We start from the raw sequence: 15,238 nt of genomic DNA on the forward strand, positions 1-15,238 counted from the left end.
GCTAATACGTGGGATCAACAGATTTTCTGTGGCCTGGAGGTGGGGTTCACGTTTCTGACGTGGGAAAACGTGAAAGACCATGCACGCTCCGGCCGACCATCACTTTTGTTGTGGTCTGTTGGGGAATGTGCCTCGAGGCTGCTCGACCCTGCGAGGATTCATGATCGACAGTACGGAACTGCCTCACCTGCGCCGCTGCGTCGAACTGGCCAGGCAGGCGCTGGAGGAGGGCGACGAGCCGTTCGGCTCGGTCCTCGTCTCCGGCGACGGCGCCGTCCTCGCCGAGGACCACAACCGGGTGGCCTCGGGCGACCGCACCCGCCATCCGGAGTTCGAGCTGGCGCGCTGGTCCGCGGCGAACATGACGCCGCGGGAACGCGCCGCCGCCACCGTCTACACCTCCGGAGAGCACTGCCCGATGTGCGCCGCCGCCCACGCCTGGGTGGGGCTGGGCCGGATCGTGTACGTCGCGTCGTCGCAGCAGCTGGCCGGCTGGCTGAGCGAGCTGAACGTGCCCCCGCCGCCCGTGCGCACGCTCCCCGTCAACGAGGTCGCGCCGGAGGTGACGGTGGAGGGGCCGGTGCCCGAGCTCGCCGACGAGGTCCGTGAGCTGCACCGCCGCTGCCACGCCAGGTCCTGAACGCCCCCGCCGGCACGGCCCACGGCCTCCCCGTCCCTAGAATGCACTATGCCCGCCGAGCCCGGGGCGCCCCCGGCTGAAGGGCTCCTGTCGCGGGGCCGCATCGTCGCCGCGGCCATCGACCTGATCGAGCGCGAGGGCGCCGACGACCCCGGGGCGGACTGGACCGACAGGGTGCGCGCGCAGGCGCGGGCCTTCCGGCAGATCGCGCACGGCCATCCGCGCTCCACCATGCTCGTGGTCAGCCGGCAACTCCACACCACCGCCGGCCTGCTGCCCGTCGAGCGGGCGCTGGCCACGCTGCGCAGCGCCGGGTTCGACGGCGCGGACGCGGTCCGGATGGTGCGCGTGTTCATCGCGTTCGTCGTCGGCTCGCTGCTGCGGGAGGTCGGGGTGACCCCCGCCTTCGCACCCGTCCAGGGCGGGCCGGCCACGGCCGGCGGGGTCGATGCCGCGCTGTTCCCCGAGGTGAGCTCGCTGGCGGGGCTGCTCGGCCAGTGCGATCACGAGGCCGAGTTCGAGTTCGGGGTCGAGCTGCTCCTGCGGGCCATGGAGGTGCATCCGGGTCGCAGGCAGGGCACCCGGTGAAGCCCGGGTGCCCGTCCCGCTTCTAGTACCAGTTGTGCGATCTGAAATGACCCCAGGCGCCGCAAGGCCGGCCGTACCTCCCCTTGATGTATGCCAGGCCCCACCGGATCTGCGTCTCGGGGTTGGACCGCCAGTCGTGGCCCGCACCCCGCATCTTGCCCGCGGGCAGCGCCTGCGGGATGCCGTACGCTCCGGACGAACGGTTGCGGGCCCGGTGGTTCCAGTTGCTCTCCCTGGTCCACAGGTTGTCCAGGCAGCGGAACTGCTTGAGGTCCCACGATCGCTGGACGACCTGCCCCAGGGCGATCCGCTTGTTCCTGCTGGACGGCTTCTCTGCCGTGATCTTCGGTTGCGCTGTCGTGGTCCACACCCGGGTCCTCGGCCGCGCCGGCGTGGTCCAGAGCCGGGTCTCGGGCTGCGCCGGCGCGGTCCAGATCCCGGTTCTGGGTTGCGCCGGCGTGGTCCAGGCCCGGGTCTTGGCGGAAGGCGCTGTCTCCGCCCGGGCCGGCGCGCCACCGAACGCGGTGAGCGCGGTGACGGAGATGAGAGTGGTGCTGAGCGCGCGTTTGCTGTCCAAATCGATCCTTGCTGTCGGGTCGCGTGCGGACAGGCGCGCTTCTTCCTGCGCCTCGTGCCGGTCCGCGTCCGTGGCTCGGACGCGGAGAGTCCGCTTGGCCCTCCGGGATTCCGGTGCGCCGCCCGATCGTGCTGGGCGGCCCGGAGGGCGCCGCGACGTGTCCTCTAGCACGATTCCTATTACGCTCCGTAATCGCGGGTCGCGCATCGCGACACGGCGTGGACAGGTGTTTGTTGCACCGTTGCGGATATAAGGCCCGCTCGCTGGGCCGGGATTGCCCGCCCCGCCGCGCATATGGGGCGGGCTTGCCGGAAAAAGTGGCCAAGCCTGAGGTTTGGCTCAGGGGCAAGAGTGGGATGGGGCGCTGTCTCCAGGCGGGAACACGGCGTGCCGGACCTCTGCCCGCTGGGCCCGGGACGGGGGCAGGCGGCGCGAAAAGTCCCGGCCCGCGGCGTTCTGTAGGGTCAGGGCCATGAGTCTCAGCGACATTCCGCTCCGCACCCTCGACGACGCTCCCACTACGCTCGGTGACCTTGCGGCCGGCAAAGCCGCCCTGATCGTCAACGTGGCCTCCCGGTGCGGCCTCACCCCGCAGTACGCCGGCCTGGTCAAGCTCCAGCAGGAGTACGGACCGCGCGGCTTCACGGTGATCGGCATGCCCTGCAACCAGTTCGCCGGCCAGGAGCCGGGAACGGCGGAGGAGATCCGGCACTTCTGCGCGGCGACCTACGGCGTCGACTTCCCGCTGCTGGCCAAGGCCGACGTCAACGGCCCCGGCCGCCACCCTCTCTACGCCGAGCTCACCCGGACGCCCGACGCCGACGGCGAGGCCGGTGACGTCCAGTGGAACTTCGAGAAGTTCCTGGTGGACCGGGAGGGCGAGGTCGTCGGCCGCTTCCGCCCGCGCACGGACCCGGAGGACCCCGCCCTCGTCGCGGCACTCGAGAAGGTGGTGTAGCCGCCGGTGGCGGCCCGGCGAAGGTGCGGGATCGGGTTCGACCCCGTAAAAGGTCAGTGCACGTGCCCTTCGAGATGGAAAGTCCGTTTGCACGTGTAGTGAGCACATTGCTGCGGTAAGTAATCGGGTGAGCTGCGGCTGGTTCCTTCACCGGCTCCGCACACCGACCTGATGTTCCGCAGGGAGTTCGCGATGACGATCAATCCGTACGCAGGGTCGCCCTCCAGCTACGTCTCCGAACCCGCCGCGGGCCCGTACTCGATCGTCGAGCTGATGCCGGGCGTCCGCAACCTGTGCGAGTACGTCCGGCTGGGCGCCGGCGAACGGGTGCTGCTGCTCATGGAGCACACCGTCGACCCCGTCGTCGTGCAGGCCATCGCCGCCGGCGCGGCCTTCCGCGGGGCCGACGTCCGCATCCTGTCGGTGCCGCCGTTCAGCGCCGGCGGCTGGGACAGGGGGGCGCCGCTGCAGATCGAGACGGCCGCGTTCCACGAGGCCGACGTCGTGATCAGCGGCACCTGGTGGGGCGAGGTGCACACCGCGCCGCTGTTCTTCGACCAGATCAAGGCCCGCTCCTCCCGCTTCCTGTCGCTGCACATGACCGCCACGGCCGGCGCGCTGCTCACCGGCGGTCGGCTGCCCGCCGAGGTGTTCTACGCGCTGCTGAGCCGGGCGCTGCGGCAGTTGTCGGGGGTCGGGTCCATCCGGGTGACGTCCGGGCGGGGGACCGACGTGACGTTCTCCGGCCTGACCTTCGACCCCGACCCGGGCGCGCTGCGGCCCGGCGACTGGCGGCCCTTCCCGTACGGCGGCGCGAACTTCTGGCCCACCGACACCGAAGGCGTGATCATGATCGAGGACAGCACGGTCACCGGCGTGCCCGGCGAGCCCGTGCGCCTCACCCTCGAAGGCAACCTGGTCCGCAAGATCGAGGGCGGGGCGGAGGCGGAGAGCCTGCGACGCTACGCCCCCGAGGGCTTCTACATGCGCCACGGCCTGATCGGGCTGAATCCGAAGGTGCGGATCGCCGGGGGGACCCAGTTCGAGCGGGAGAAGCACGCCGGGGCCTTCTACTGCGGCATCGACGGGCTGACCGGTGGCGAGCCCGTCACGACGGGCCCGGGTTTCGCGCACTGCGACTGCCAGATGGACCGGCCCACCGTCACGGTGGACGGCGAGCTCTTCATCGAGCAGGGGCGGCTGCTGCTGCTCGACGAGCCGGAGATCCAGGAGGTGGCCGCGCGGTTCGGCCCCCCCGAGGTGGTCCTCGACGACAACCCGGTCATGATCCTGCCCCGCCGCTACACGGGCCTGCCCGGAAAGTAGTCTCGCCCCCGCCGCTGACCGAGGGCGGGAGACCCCGGTCAGCGGCGGGGGCCGCAGCTGCCCCTGACGATGAGCTCCGTGGGCAGGATCACGCTCCTGGCCCTCCTGGTGCCCGCGCGCAGGACGAGCTCCGCCGCCCGGTAGCCCATGTCGCGCCCCGGCTGGGCGATCACCGTCAGCGGCGGCGAGCACAGCTCGGCCCAGGGCACGTCGTCGTACATGACGAGCGAGACGTCTTTCGGCACTCTCAGGTCGAGCTCCCTGGCCGCCAGCACGGCCGCCTCCCCGAGCACGTTGCCGCCCGCCACCACGGCCGACAGGTCGGGGCGGCTCTGGTAGAGGCCGGAGGCGGCGGCGTACGCGGAGTCGCGGCTGCCGGTGCCGAACACGATCAGCTCCTCGTCCACCGGAGCGCCCACGGCCCCCCTGAAGGCGTGCGCGCGGCCCTCGTGGCCGGGGCCGCCGAGGAAGGCGATGCGCTTGTGGCCGAGGCCGCGAAGGTAGCGGACCGCCGTACGGATGCCCGCCCGGTCGTCGGCCACCACGGCGGGGACGTCCAGCGGCCGGGACGGAGGAGCGGGCGGCAGGCCGTCGAGGGCCATGAGGTCGCCCACGGCGGACGGCCCGTCGTCGCCGGCGGACGCCTGGGAGGGAAGCCGGTCGGCGAAGATCACGGTCATGCCCGCGCGTGTCGCCGGGGTCCAGGTTTCCGCGTCTCCTGACGGGACGGCTATCAGGCGGTCTACGCTCTGTTCGATGAGCATGCCGATCAGGTCGGCCTCCTGCTCGGGGTCGCCGCCCGTCGAGCCCAGGACGACGGGCTCGCCCGCCGAGCGGGCGCAGGCCAGCACGCCTTCCGCCAGCTGCCCGTAGAAGGTGTCGGTCAGGTCGGGGACGAGCAGGCCCATGCCGCCCGTGCGGCGCTGGCGCAGGTTGCGGCCGAGGGCGCTGGGGCGGTAGTCGAGCTGGGCGGCGGCGGCCAGGACGCGCTCTCTGGCGCCGGCGCTGGCCGAGCCGCCCGACAGCACCCGGGAGACGGTGGCGACGCCCACGCCGGCCGCCTCGGCCACATCCTTGATCGTCGCCCGCTTCTCCATGGAAACGATTCCATCATGGTTTCCGGAAATCGGGAAGTGCGCCGTTTCGGCAACGGCTGGTCACGCTGCAACCCTTGACACCGATGTCCGTTTCGGGTGAGATGCTTGAAAACGTATCCACGCGAGTGGGCACACGGAACCAACGTCCGGGCCACAGCCCTGGAGCGCGAAGGAATGTCATGGCATCCATCGTTCTGACGAACGTCGACAAGATCTACGCCGGTGGCGTGAAGGCCGTGAACGGGCTCAACCTTGAGATCAAGGATGGCGAGTTCATGGTGCTGGTCGGTCCGTCCGGTTGCGGTAAGTCGACCGCGCTCCGGATGATCGCGGGCCTGGAGGACATCAGCGGCGGCGAGATCTCGATCGGCGAGAAGGTGGTCAACCACCTGCCGCCCAAGGACCGCGACATCGCGATGGTCTTCCAGAACTACGCGCTCTATCCGCACATGACGGTCGAGGAGAACCTCGCCTTCGGCCTCAAGCTCCGCAAGATGCCGAAGCCGGAGATCCAGAAGCGCGTCGGCGAGGCGGCCAAGATGCTCGGCCTCGAGAGCTACCTCAAGCGCAAGCCCGCCGCCCTGTCCGGTGGTCAGCGCCAGCGTGTCGCGATGGGCCGCGCCATCGTGCGTGAGCCGCAGGCCTTCCTCATGGACGAGCCGCTGTCCAACCTCGACGCCAAGCTCCGCGTCTCGATGCGCGCCTCGCTCAACACGCTGCACGAGCGCCTCGGCGTCACCACGGTGTACGTCACCCACGACCAGGTCGAGGCCATGACCCTCGGCGACCGGGTCTGCGTGCTGCGCGACGGCATCCTCCAGCAGGTCGACACCCCGCAGAACCTGTTCGACAAGCCGGTCAACCTGTTCGTGGCCGGGTTCATGGGCTCGCCCGCGATGAACTTCGTCACCGCCGAGCTCGTCCGCGGCGACGACGGCCCCGCGGTCGCCTTCGCCGACATCAAGCTGTCGATCCCCGAGTCGACCTTCACCGACAAGCCGGGCCTCGACCAGTACGTCGGCAAGAAGATCATCCTCGGCATCCGCCCGTCCGACTTCGAGGACGCCACGTCGGCCGGCAACCACGCCAACGGCTGGGCCACCCTGCCGGTCAAGGTGGAGGTCACCGAGGAGCTGGGCTCCGAGATCAACGTGCTGTTCCTGATCGACGCCCCGCCGGTCGAGCACAAGGACACGGTGGCGGCCGCCGACTCCGGAGAGGACGAGGAGTCGTCGCTGCCGCTCGTGGGCGACAAGTCCCTGTGGACGGCCCGCGTCAACGCCCGCAGCCACGCGCGTTCCGGCCAGAACCTCGACCTGGTCGTCGACACGCACAACCTGCACTTCTTCGACCAGACCTCCGGCCTGGCCATCGGCCACGAGGCCAACCGCTGAGTCTCCCGCTGTCTCCCGGTTCCCGGCCGTGAGCACGCTCACGGCCGCTCGGGCCCCCACCGCGACCCCCTCCCGCGGCGGGGGCCCGTCCTTTTCCTCTCCCGCCCCTCCTCGCTCCTTCCCGGCCTTGCCGAGCGGAAGGTCAGCGGCCGATCCTGGCCGACACCATGGCCTGCAGGCTCCGCGGCACGAACCGGCCGACCCCGACGATGACCTTGTAGCGCAGGCTCGGGACCGACACGCTCCTGCCCAGCGCCAGGTCGCGCATCGCGCCGCGGACCACGTCGTCGGCCTTGAGCCACAGCGGCCCGGGGATGCCCGAGGTGTCCATCCCGGCGCGCTGGTGGAACTCCGTCCGCACGAAACCGGGACACAGCGCCATGACCCGGATGCGCGGGTGGCCCGCCTGGTGCGCGGCCGCCTCGCTGAAGCTGACCACCCACGCCTTGGACGCTCCGTAGGTGCCGCGGGTGAAGAACGCCGCCGCGGACGCCACGTTGACGATCGCGCCCCTGCCGCGCTTCTTCATCGCGGGCAGCGCGGCCAGCGTCAGCCGCAGCACCGCCTCGCAGTGCACCCGCAGCATGCGCAACTCGTCCTCGACGGGCGCATCGGGGAAGCTGCCGGCGTTGCCGAAGCCGGCGTTGTTGACCAGCAGGTCGACCCCCTCGCGGAGCCTGGACTCGACCCTGGCGATCCCCTCGTCGCTCGCCAGGTCGGCGGGCAGCACCTCGACGTCGACGCCGTAGCGGAGCCTGAGCTGCTCGGCGTTCCGGACGAGCCGCTGCTCGTCGCGCGCGACCAGGACGAGTGAGAACGCGTCGGCGGCCAGGCGCCGGGCGAAGGCGGCGCCGATGCCGGCGGTCGCGCCCGTGATCAGTGCGGTAGGCATGGCTGAACCTTAACGTTCATGGCAGGATGACGCCGTGCGCCCCGTCCTGGCCGTGCTCCTCCTCCTGGCCGTCACCGCCTGCTTGGGCCAGGCCCCCTCGCCCGGCCCCTCCGCCGGGTCGACCGGCCCTGCGGCCACCGCGACCGCCGCCCCGCCGGCGTCCCCGGCCGCCACGCCGGCCGAGCGGGGCCGGCTGCGGTTCGCGAAGATCGGCGAGTTCGACAAGCCCGTCGCGTTCGCCGTGCGCGAGGGTGACGACCGCCTCTACGTCGCCGAGCAGACCGGCAGGCTGCGCACCTCCGCCGGCGACACGGTGATCGACCTGTCCCGCGAGGTGAGCGGCGGCAACGAGCAGGGGCTGCTCGGCGTGGCGTTCCATCCCAGCGGGCGGTGGGTCTACCTCGACTGGACCGACGCCCAGGGCGACACCCACGTCACCGAATGGGCCTACGACGGCTCCACGGCGACGGCCAGGCGCGACGTGCTCACCCAGGAGCAGCCGTTCGCCAACCACAACGGCGGCCAGCTGGCCTTCGGGCCCGACGGCCACCTCTACATCGCGCTGGGCGACGGCGGCGGGGCCGGCGACCCGCAGGGCAACGGCCAGGACCTCGGCACGCTGCTCGGCAAGATCCTGCGCATCGACCCGCGCGGAGACCCGTACACGATCCCCGAGGACAACCCGTTCGCCGGCAAGAAGGGCGCCAAGGGCGAGATCTGGGCGTACGGGCTGCGCAACCCCTGGCGGTTCTCCTTCGACCGCGAGTCCGGCGACCTGTGGATCGGCGACGTCGGCCAGAACGAGTGGGAGGAGGTCGACCACCAGCCGGCGGGCTCGAAGGGCGGCGAGAACTACGGCTGGAGCCTGCGCGAGGGCAAGGAGCGCTTCCACGGCGGCAAGGGCGGCGACCTGACCGACCCGGTGATCGTCTATCCGCTGGGCGAGGACGGAAACTGCTCGGTGATCGCCGGGCCCGTCTACCGCGGTACGAAGATCCCCTGGCTGCGGGGGCACTTCGTGTACGGCGACTTCTGCGCCGGCTGGATCAGGGCCGCACCCGCCGACGCGCCCGACGAGGAGGCGGAGGTCGGCGAGGTCGAGCAGCTGTCGTCGTTCGGCGAGGGGCACGACGGCGAGCTCTACGCGCTCAGCCTCCAGGGCCCGCTCTACCGGATCGAGCCCGCCTGACCCGCTCGATCAGCTCCTCGACCTGGCCGTTCAGCCTGGCCCCCCGGATCCACCCCGCGTAGTGGGTGACGAAGATGACCACCTCGCGCAGCTCGGGCTCGGTGAGGTCGCCGGTGCGCAGGGCCGCGTCGAGCTGGACGTCCGTCATCTCGTCGAAGCCCTGCCCGACGAGGAGCCCGAGAAGGAGCAGGCGACGATCCCTGTCCGACAGGGCCGTCCTCGACCACACCTCGGCGAACTGGCGCTCGGCCGTCATGCCGAAGGAGTCGACGGTCTCCATGGCGGGGTCTGTCATCGTACGCTCCCGATGGTCGCAAGGGATCCTCACATCTTTCGCTACCTCTTGAGTTGAGCCAATGGGGGTTGCATGAACGTTGCACGCCCGTTCCGTCACGGAGTGTCGCCTTCGAGAGGTTGACAGCCGTACGTCGCGCGTGCGCGGGCGGTCAGGCCCGGTCGTGCTCCTCGTGGGCGCGGCGCAGGAGCGTCATGAGACTCTCCTCCTCCCTGATCCACCGCCTGTGCTTCTCCGGCAGGCGCCTGAGCTGCTCCTCCTCGGCGAGCAGCCGCTGGTACACCTGCTCGCGCACGTCCGGGTCGCGCTCCACCTCCAGATACTCCTGCGCGTGCCGGCGCACGGCGGAGACCGCGTTCTGCGCCCGCCCCCGGCCGCTGACCAGCGAGGCCACCACGGTGACCAGCAGCACGCCGAGGATCACCAGCAGGGACAGTCCGGTGGTGATCTCGATCACCGGCACCGGCTCGCCGTCGTTGATGAACGGCACGTTGTTCTCGTGCAGGGCGTGCAGGATCAGCTTCACGCCGATGAAGCCGAGGATGACGGCCAGCCCGTACGACAGATAGATCAGCCGGTCGAGCAGGCCGTCGAGCAGGAAGTAGAGCTGCCGGAGCCCCATCAGGGAGAACGCGGTGGCGGTGAAGACGAGGTAGACGTCCTGGGTCAGGCCGAAGATCGCCGGGATGGAGTCGAGGGCGAACAGGATGTCGGTGCCGCCGAGGGCGACCATGACGAGCAGCATGGGCGTCATCACCCGCCGGCCGTTCTCGACGGTGAACAGCTTGTCGCCGTCGTACGTGTCGGACGCCGGCAGCAGCCTGCGGGCGGTGCGGACCATGAAGTTGTCCGGGGTGTGGCTGTCCCCGCCCTCGGGCTTGAGCAGGTTGCCCGCCGTCAGCAGCAGGATGAGGCCGAACACGTAGAACACCCAGGCGAACCGGTCGATCAGCGTCGCCCCGAGCCAGATGAACCCGCTCCTCGCGATCAGCGAGAACACGATGCCGAACAGCAGCACCTTCTGCTGGCCCGCCCGCGGCACCTTGAAGCCGCCCAGGATGACGAGGAAGACGAACAGGTTGTCGACCGACAGCGCCTTTTCCGTGACGTATCCGGCGAAATACTCCGCTCCCGGGTCCGACCCGCCGAAGATCCACACGGCCACGCCGAACACCAGGGCGATGCCGACGTACAGAGCCGACCAGAAGGACGCCTCGCGCAGGGTGGGGATGTGCGCCTTGCGTACGTGGAAGACGAAGTCGAAGAGCAGCAGGCCGGCGATCCCCGCGATCGTCAGCCACCACACCACGGCGGGCACGTCCACTCCGGGCTCCCTCCCTGCCGGCCGTCGCGAGGGGCGACTCGGGGTAGGGCTCGCGACTCGGCATGAGCTACCCGATCACGGCGGCGGTAAGCCTCGGCGCCGGGCCCGCCGCGAGGCTGTCCTGGGCGGGCGTCGAACCCGCGGGGGCCGGGCGACGTCTTAGGGGTGTGCATCGACTCGCCCTCATCGTCGCCCTGTTCGCCGCGTTGCCGGCCGGATGCTCGGAGGGGACGCCGTGCACGCTGATCGGCACCCCTGTCGGCGTGTCGGTGATGGTGAGGGCGCCGGTCGCCGCCCAGGCGGACACCGCCGAGATGGAGGTGTGCTGGGACGGCGCCTGCCGGCGGGCCGTGGCCGAGCTGCGTACGGTCCGGCGGGCAGGAGAGGAGACCTGCGACGGTGACACCTGCTCGGTCACCGCGGTCCCGACGGCGGACAAGAGCGGTTTCGGCACCGTCGAGGGGTTGCCGAAACGGCCGGTGGAGGTGCGGCTGACGCTCAAGGGAGCGGGCTCCGAGCCGGTGGCCGAGCACGCCGTCACGGTCACCCCGAAGGGGCGCTTCCCCAACGGGCCCGGCTGCGGGGAGGGCGGCCCGAACGTCGTGCTCACCGTCGAGGCCGACGGCACCGTGCGGGAGAGCTGAGCCGCCGTGGTGACCTGCATCATGACCTGTGCGGATTAACACGGCGTTCACATACGGGCAAAAAACGGGAAACGGTCGTCCATAAGACTCGGCGTGGCTGAAAGAACCCGAAAGGACCGCCGTGAGCTACAAGGCTGAGTACATCTGGATCGACGGCACGGAGCCCACGGCTCTGCTGCGCTCGAAGACGAAGATCGTGTCCGACGGGGTCGAGCCTCCGCTCTGGGGCTTCGACGGCTCCAGCACGAACCAGGCCGTGGGCCACGCGTCCGACCGCGTGCTCCGCCCGGTGTTCACCTGCCCCGACCCGATGCGCGGCGGCGACAACGTCCTCGTGTTGTGCGAGGTCGAGGAGACCGACGGCGAGCCCCACCCGAGCAACACCCGCGCCCTGCTCCGCCCGATCGCCGAGCAGTACGCCGAGCAGGACTCCTGGTTCGGCATCGAGCAGGAGTACACGTTCTTCAAGGGCAGCCGGCCGCTCGGCTTCCCCGAGGGCGGCTTCCCCGCGCCGCAGGGGCACTACTACTGCGGTGTCGGCGCCGAGGCCGTGTTCGGCCGCGAGATCGTCGAGCTCCACCTCGACCGCTGCCTCGCCGCCGGCCTGAAGATCTCCGGCATCAACGCCGAGGTCATGCCGGGCCAGTGGGAGTTCCAGGTCGGCCCGGCCGGTCCTGTCGAGGTCGCCGACCACCTGTGGGTCGCCCGCTACCTGCTCTACCGGACGGCCGAGGAGTTCGGGGTGGAGGCCACGCTCGACGCCAAGCCCGCCCGCGGCGACTGGAACGGCGCCGGCGCGCACACCAACTTCTCCACCCGCGCCATGCGCGAGGGCTACGACGCCATCATCACCGCCTGCGAGTCGCTCGGCGAGGGCGACAAGCCGATGGAGCACGTCTCCCAGTACGGCGCCGACATCGAGTTGCGCCTGACCGGCCACCACGAGACGGCCCCGTGGAACAAGTACACCTACGGCGTCTCCGACCGCGGCGCCTCCGTCCGCATCCCGTGGCAGGTCGAGGTGGACAAGAAGGGCTACATCGAGGACCGCCGCCCCAACGCCAACATCGACCCGTACGTGGTCACCCGCCTGCTGGTGGGCACCTGCTGCGCCGCGCTGGAGAAGGCCGGCCAGGTCTGACGACGGCGCCGCGTCTCCCGGGGGCTCCTCGCCGAGGAGCCCCCGCCGGCTGTCACGGCAGGCGGAAGTCCAGGTCCGGCTCGATCTCCGCGACGTCCATCTGCGCCTTCTGCAGCCGGCCCGAATGATCCCAGTTCATGGACTGCCAGCGGGTGAACTGGTCGAGCACCCACATGCCCGACTGGCGGCTGCCGTTGCCGGACTTGCCGTTGCCGCCGAACGGCAGGTGCGCCTCGGCGCCGGACGTCGAGTTGTTGACGCTGACCATGCCGGCCGAGATGCCCTCGCGGAAGCGGAAGGCGTGCCTGGCGTTGGTGGTGTAGATCGAGCTCGACAGGCCGTAGCCGGGCAGGTTGGCCAGCTCGATGGCCTGGTCGAGGGTGGCGAACGACGTCACGCCCACGATCGGGCCGAACGTCTCCTCCAGGAACAGCCGGTCGCCCGGCTGGACGCCGTCGACGATGACCGGGTGGTAGTAGAGGCCCTCGCCGCCGTCGAAGTCCCCGCGCGGGTTGCCCTCCGTGATCCGCCCGACCTTTCCTGACACGACCTTGTGGTGCGGCTGGAGCCAGGTCAGGAACTCTTCGTACCGGTCGGCGAACTTCTGGTCGAGCAGCGGGCCCGCCAGCACGTCGCCCGCCGGGTCGCCGATGTCGGCCGCGTGCAGCGCCCGCGCGAACCGCTCGACGAACTCGTCGTGCACGCTCTCGTGCACGATGACCGTGCCGAGGCTGGTGCAGCGCTGCCCCGCCGTGCCGAAGCCGGAGAACAGCGCCCCCTCCACGGCCAGGTCCAGGTCCGCGTCCGGCATGATCACCATCGGGTTCTTGCCGCCCAGCTCCAGGCAGGCCGACTGCAGGTGACGCCCCGCCAGCTCGCCGACCTTCCTGCCCACCTCGCTGGAGCCGGTGAAGCCGACCTTCTGCACGGTGCCCTCGCCGAGGGCCAGCTCCAGGCCGTCGAAGGTGTCGGCGCCGCCGGCGAACACGAGGTTGAGCACCCCGTCGGGCAGCCCGGAGGCCGTGAACAGCCGGAACATGGCCTCCGCGGAGGCGGCGGCGTACTCGGCGGGCTTCCAGACGACGGCGTTGCCGCAGAGCAGGGCCGGCACCAGATACCACGAGGGCACGGCGACCGGGAAGTTGCCCGCGGTGACGACCGCCGCCACGCCGATCGGGTTGCGGAACGTGAACAGGTTCTTGTCCGGCATCTCCGACGGGACCGTCTGGCCGTACAGCCTGCGCCCTTCACCGAGGAAGAAGTCGCAGGTGTCGACGATCTCCCGGACCTCGCCCAGCGCCTCGGCGTACGGCTTGCCGATCTCCTCCGTCACCAGCCGGGCCAGCCGCTCGGCGTTGGCCTCCACCAGCCTCCCGATGGAGGCGATCACCCGGCCGCGTACGGGGGCCGGCACCCTGGCCCACTCGCGCTGGGCCTCCTTGGCGGTACGGCAGGCGGCGGCGAACGTGCCCGCGTCGGCCAGCCCGACCCGGGCCACGACCTCGCCCGTGCGGGCGGGGTTCAGCGATGTGTACGTGCCGGCGACGGCGGCTTCCTTGCCACCCACCACGGAAACGATCTGACGGCTCACCGGTGCCCTCCTCATAGTTCCTCCGGACAGACAATCATCTCGCCGGAAAAAACCCAAGAAAACCGCGTCGTCAGCCGGTCAGCACGGCGTCGATCACATGCCGCGCGCCGGCGGCGATCGAGGGATTGGTGTGACGGTAGTAGGGGAGCTGGATCAGGGCCATGGACAGCGCCCAGTCGCGCCCGCGGGCCCAGGCCGCGTCGTCGGCGCCGAGCGCGTCGCGGAAGGTCCGCCGGGCGTCCGGCGGCAGCAGGTTCCAGGCCGGGATCAGGTCGCAGGCGGGATCACCCACGCCCGCGGTCGCGAAGTCGAGCACGGCGGCGAGCCGGCCGTCCTCGACCAGCAGGTTGGCCGGCATCAGGTCGGAGTGCGTCCACACGGGAGGGCCCGTCCACTCGGGGGCCCGCAGCGCCTCCTCCCACGCAGCAGTCGCCGCGGCGGTGTCGATCAGCCCTTCCAGCTCGCCGATCGCGGTCCGCGTCCCGGCGTCCACCGTCGACAGCGGCCCCGCCCGGTAGGCGACCGGCCCGCCCGGCAGATCGACGCGCTGGAACGCGGCGACGAACCGCGCCAGATCCTTGGCCAGCGACTCGGCGTCGGCGAGGTGGGCCGGGTCGGGGCCGGCGCCGTCGAGCCAGCGGTAGACGTACCACGGCCAGGGGAAACCCTCGGCGGGCTCGCCCAGGCCGAGCACCGTGGGGACGGCGGCGGGCAGCAGCGGGGCGAGCCGCGGCAGCCAGTGGTGCTCCTTCGCCACGTCGCCGGCGCCCCACGGGACGCGCGGCAGGCGTACGGCCAGGTCGTCACCGAGCCGGAAGATCGCGTTGACCGTGCCGCCCGAGGGGAACGGCTCGATCGGCAGGCCCGCCCACTGCGGGAACCGGCTGGCCACCAACCGGCGGACGAGCCCGGCGTCGATGTCGAGCTCCTCGTCGTGCATCCTGTCCATGGGCACCCTTCTCGTTCGGACCGTGCTCATGTCAGCGTTCTCCGGCGCCGCCCGTCAACGCCCGGGCCGGGCGCGGTCAGGCGGTGAAGTCGGCGAAGTCGAAGCCCGGCGAGACGACGCAGCTCACCAGCACCGGTTCGTCGCCCGCCGGCCTGGCCGACTGCCACACCCCGCCGGGCACGACGGCCTGCGGCACCTGGCCGCGTTCGACGTCGGGCCCGAGCATGATCGTGTCGCCCTCCACGGTCAGGGCCAGCGGCCCGCCACGATGCCACAACCAGACCTCGTCCGACCTCACCGCGTGCGGGACCGACTGCTCGCCCGGCTGGAGCAGGAAGTAGATGCCGGTGGCGCTGGCCCGCTGCCCCGGGTAGCCGTCCGGCCGGAACGTCGCCGCCGACCGCCACGTCTCCCTGAACCAGCCGCCTTCGGGGTGGGGGAGCAGGTCGAGGGCCTCGGCGATGGGCGGCCGCTCGACGAACGCCACCGGGGCGCCGGTCACATCCCTGCGCAGGAAGCGGTTGCCGTCGAGGACGAGCTGCCCGTCGAGCCGGCTGGCCAGCGCCGCGGCCTCGTCAGCCACCTGGACGGACGGGCCGCTGGGGTAGATCCGTAGCTCCACCCGGCCAAGTT

Annotated in this window: 16 protein-coding genes; 8 read left to right on the plus strand and 8 right to left on the minus strand. The window is 71.1% G+C overall.

Annotated features, from left to right (window positions below):
- The first annotated feature begins 160 nt into the window (after positions 1-160).
- The gene (locus ACZ6SA_RS10965) at positions 161-640 is read left to right on the plus strand and encodes a nucleoside deaminase (RefSeq protein WP_347644229.1); all 480 of its coding nucleotides are present in this window, start codon (positions 161-163) and stop codon (positions 638-640) included.
- A gap of 48 nt (positions 641-688) precedes the next feature.
- Positions 689-1,228 carry a TetR/AcrR family transcriptional regulator C-terminal domain-containing protein gene (locus ACZ6SA_RS10970; protein WP_465827586.1) on the plus strand — a complete coding sequence of 180 codons (540 nt, stop codon included), beginning with the start codon at positions 689-691 and terminating at the stop codon, positions 1,226-1,228.
- 22 nt (positions 1,229-1,250) lie between these two features.
- On the opposite strand, the gene ACZ6SA_RS10975 is transcribed toward ACZ6SA_RS10970, so the two are convergent.
- Entirely contained in the window at positions 1,251-1,805 is a 555-nt protein-coding gene (locus tag ACZ6SA_RS10975; protein WP_465827588.1) for an aggregation-promoting factor C-terminal-like domain-containing protein, read from the minus strand.
- A 472-nt stretch (positions 1,806-2,277) separates the two neighbouring features.
- On the opposite strand from ACZ6SA_RS10975, the gene ACZ6SA_RS10980 reads away from it, so the two are divergent.
- Both ACZ6SA_RS10980 and ACZ6SA_RS10985 read left to right on the plus strand, forming a co-directional pair.
- The gene (locus ACZ6SA_RS10980; RefSeq protein ID WP_347644226.1) at positions 2,278-2,763 is read left to right on the plus strand and encodes a glutathione peroxidase; all 486 of its coding nucleotides are present in this window, start codon (positions 2,278-2,280) and stop codon (positions 2,761-2,763) included.
- Positions 2,764-2,955: 192 nt separating this feature from the next.
- The gene (locus tag ACZ6SA_RS10985) at positions 2,956-4,089 is read left to right on the plus strand and encodes a 2,5-dihydroxypyridine 5,6-dioxygenase NicX family protein (RefSeq protein ID WP_465827590.1); all 1,134 of its coding nucleotides are present in this window, start codon (positions 2,956-2,958) and stop codon (positions 4,087-4,089) included.
- 38 nt (positions 4,090-4,127) lie between these two features.
- On the opposite strand, the gene ACZ6SA_RS10990 is transcribed toward ACZ6SA_RS10985, so the two are convergent.
- Positions 4,128-5,186, minus strand: coding sequence for a LacI family DNA-binding transcriptional regulator (locus ACZ6SA_RS10990; RefSeq protein WP_347644224.1), 1,059 nt, complete (start codon positions 5,184-5,186; stop codon positions 4,128-4,130).
- Between the two features lie 179 nt (positions 5,187-5,365).
- Between ACZ6SA_RS10990 and ACZ6SA_RS10995 the strand changes: the two genes are divergently transcribed.
- The gene (locus ACZ6SA_RS10995) at positions 5,366-6,580 is read left to right on the plus strand and encodes an ABC transporter ATP-binding protein (protein ID WP_465827592.1); all 1,215 of its coding nucleotides are present in this window, start codon (positions 5,366-5,368) and stop codon (positions 6,578-6,580) included.
- Between the two features lie 142 nt (positions 6,581-6,722).
- Here the strand turns inward: ACZ6SA_RS10995 and ACZ6SA_RS11000 are convergent, their stop codons facing one another.
- Positions 6,723-7,472: an SDR family NAD(P)-dependent oxidoreductase gene (locus ACZ6SA_RS11000; protein WP_347644222.1), complete on the minus strand. Its 750-nt coding sequence runs from the start codon at positions 7,470-7,472 to the stop codon at positions 6,723-6,725.
- 34 nt (positions 7,473-7,506) lie between these two features.
- Between ACZ6SA_RS11000 and ACZ6SA_RS11005 the strand changes: the two genes are divergently transcribed.
- Entirely contained in the window at positions 7,507-8,661 is a 1,155-nt protein-coding gene (locus tag ACZ6SA_RS11005) for a PQQ-dependent sugar dehydrogenase (RefSeq protein ID WP_465827595.1), read from the plus strand.
- On the opposite strand, the gene ACZ6SA_RS11010 is transcribed toward ACZ6SA_RS11005, so the two are convergent.
- A complete protein-coding gene (locus tag ACZ6SA_RS11010; protein WP_347644220.1) occupies positions 8,621-8,956 on the minus strand; it encodes a carboxymuconolactone decarboxylase family protein in 336 nt (111 codons plus the stop codon). The two genes, ACZ6SA_RS11005 and ACZ6SA_RS11010, sit on opposite strands and share 41 nt — an antisense overlap.
- A gap of 151 nt (positions 8,957-9,107) precedes the next feature.
- The gene (locus tag ACZ6SA_RS11015) at positions 9,108-10,280 is read right to left on the minus strand and encodes a TerC family protein (protein WP_347644219.1); all 1,173 of its coding nucleotides are present in this window, start codon (positions 10,278-10,280) and stop codon (positions 9,108-9,110) included.
- A gap of 167 nt (positions 10,281-10,447) precedes the next feature.
- Between ACZ6SA_RS11015 and ACZ6SA_RS11020 the strand changes: the two genes are divergently transcribed.
- On the plus strand, positions 10,448-10,924 hold the full coding sequence (locus ACZ6SA_RS11020; RefSeq protein WP_347644218.1) for a hypothetical protein: 477 nt from the start codon (positions 10,448-10,450) through the stop codon (positions 10,922-10,924).
- Positions 10,925-11,045: 121 nt separating this feature from the next.
- Positions 11,046-12,065, plus strand: a complete 1,020-nt coding sequence (gene glnII / locus ACZ6SA_RS11025; protein WP_465827597.1) for a glutamine synthetase — start codon at positions 11,046-11,048, stop codon at positions 12,063-12,065.
- 52 nt (positions 12,066-12,117) lie between these two features.
- Here glnII and ACZ6SA_RS11030 read toward each other — a convergent pair whose 3' ends face one another.
- The 3 genes from ACZ6SA_RS11030 to ACZ6SA_RS11040 all read right to left on the minus strand — a co-directional run bounded on the left by ACZ6SA_RS11030 (position 12,118) and on the right by ACZ6SA_RS11040 (position 15,227).
- Positions 12,118-13,656 carry an aldehyde dehydrogenase family protein gene (locus tag ACZ6SA_RS11030; protein WP_465827599.1) on the minus strand — a complete coding sequence of 513 codons (1,539 nt, stop codon included), beginning with the start codon at positions 13,654-13,656 and terminating at the stop codon, positions 12,118-12,120.
- Positions 13,657-13,726: 70 nt separating this feature from the next.
- Positions 13,727-14,605, minus strand: coding sequence for an aminoglycoside phosphotransferase family protein (locus ACZ6SA_RS11035; RefSeq protein WP_465827600.1), 879 nt, complete (start codon positions 14,603-14,605; stop codon positions 13,727-13,729).
- A gap of 76 nt (positions 14,606-14,681) precedes the next feature.
- The gene (locus tag ACZ6SA_RS11040) at positions 14,682-15,227 is read right to left on the minus strand and encodes a cupin domain-containing protein (RefSeq protein ID WP_465827602.1); all 546 of its coding nucleotides are present in this window, start codon (positions 15,225-15,227) and stop codon (positions 14,682-14,684) included.
- Positions 15,228-15,238 lie beyond the last annotated feature (11 nt).

This window comes from Nonomuraea sp. NPDC049378, from assembly GCF_055586745.1.

What these genes read in the sequence shown, in the direction of transcription:
- ACZ6SA_RS11000 (WP_347644222.1), bottom strand. Translation starts at nt 7,472, where the DNA reads ATGCCTACCGCACTGATCACGGGCGCGACCGCCGGCATCGGCGCCGCC.
- ACZ6SA_RS10965 (WP_347644229.1), top strand. Translation starts at nt 161, where the DNA reads ATGATCGACAGTACGGAACTGCCTCACCTGCGCCGCTGCGTCGAACTG.
- ACZ6SA_RS10980 (WP_347644226.1), top strand. Translation starts at nt 2,278, where the DNA reads ATGAGTCTCAGCGACATTCCGCTCCGCACCCTCGACGACGCTCCCACT.
- ACZ6SA_RS10995 (WP_465827592.1), top strand. Translation starts at nt 5,366, where the DNA reads ATGGCATCCATCGTTCTGACGAACGTCGACAAGATCTACGCCGGTGGC.
- ACZ6SA_RS10990 (WP_347644224.1), bottom strand. Translation starts at nt 5,186, where the DNA reads ATGGAGAAGCGGGCGACGATCAAGGATGTGGCCGAGGCGGCCGGCGTG.
- ACZ6SA_RS11035 (WP_465827600.1), bottom strand. Translation starts at nt 14,605, where the DNA reads ATGGACAGGATGCACGACGAGGAGCTCGACATCGACGCCGGGCTCGTC.
- ACZ6SA_RS11010 (WP_347644220.1), bottom strand. Translation starts at nt 8,956, where the DNA reads ATGACAGACCCCGCCATGGAGACCGTCGACTCCTTCGGCATGACGGCC.
- ACZ6SA_RS10970 (WP_465827586.1), top strand. Translation starts at nt 689, where the DNA reads ATGCCCGCCGAGCCCGGGGCGCCCCCGGCTGAAGGGCTCCTGTCGCGG.
- ACZ6SA_RS10985 (WP_465827590.1), top strand. Translation starts at nt 2,956, where the DNA reads ATGACGATCAATCCGTACGCAGGGTCGCCCTCCAGCTACGTCTCCGAA.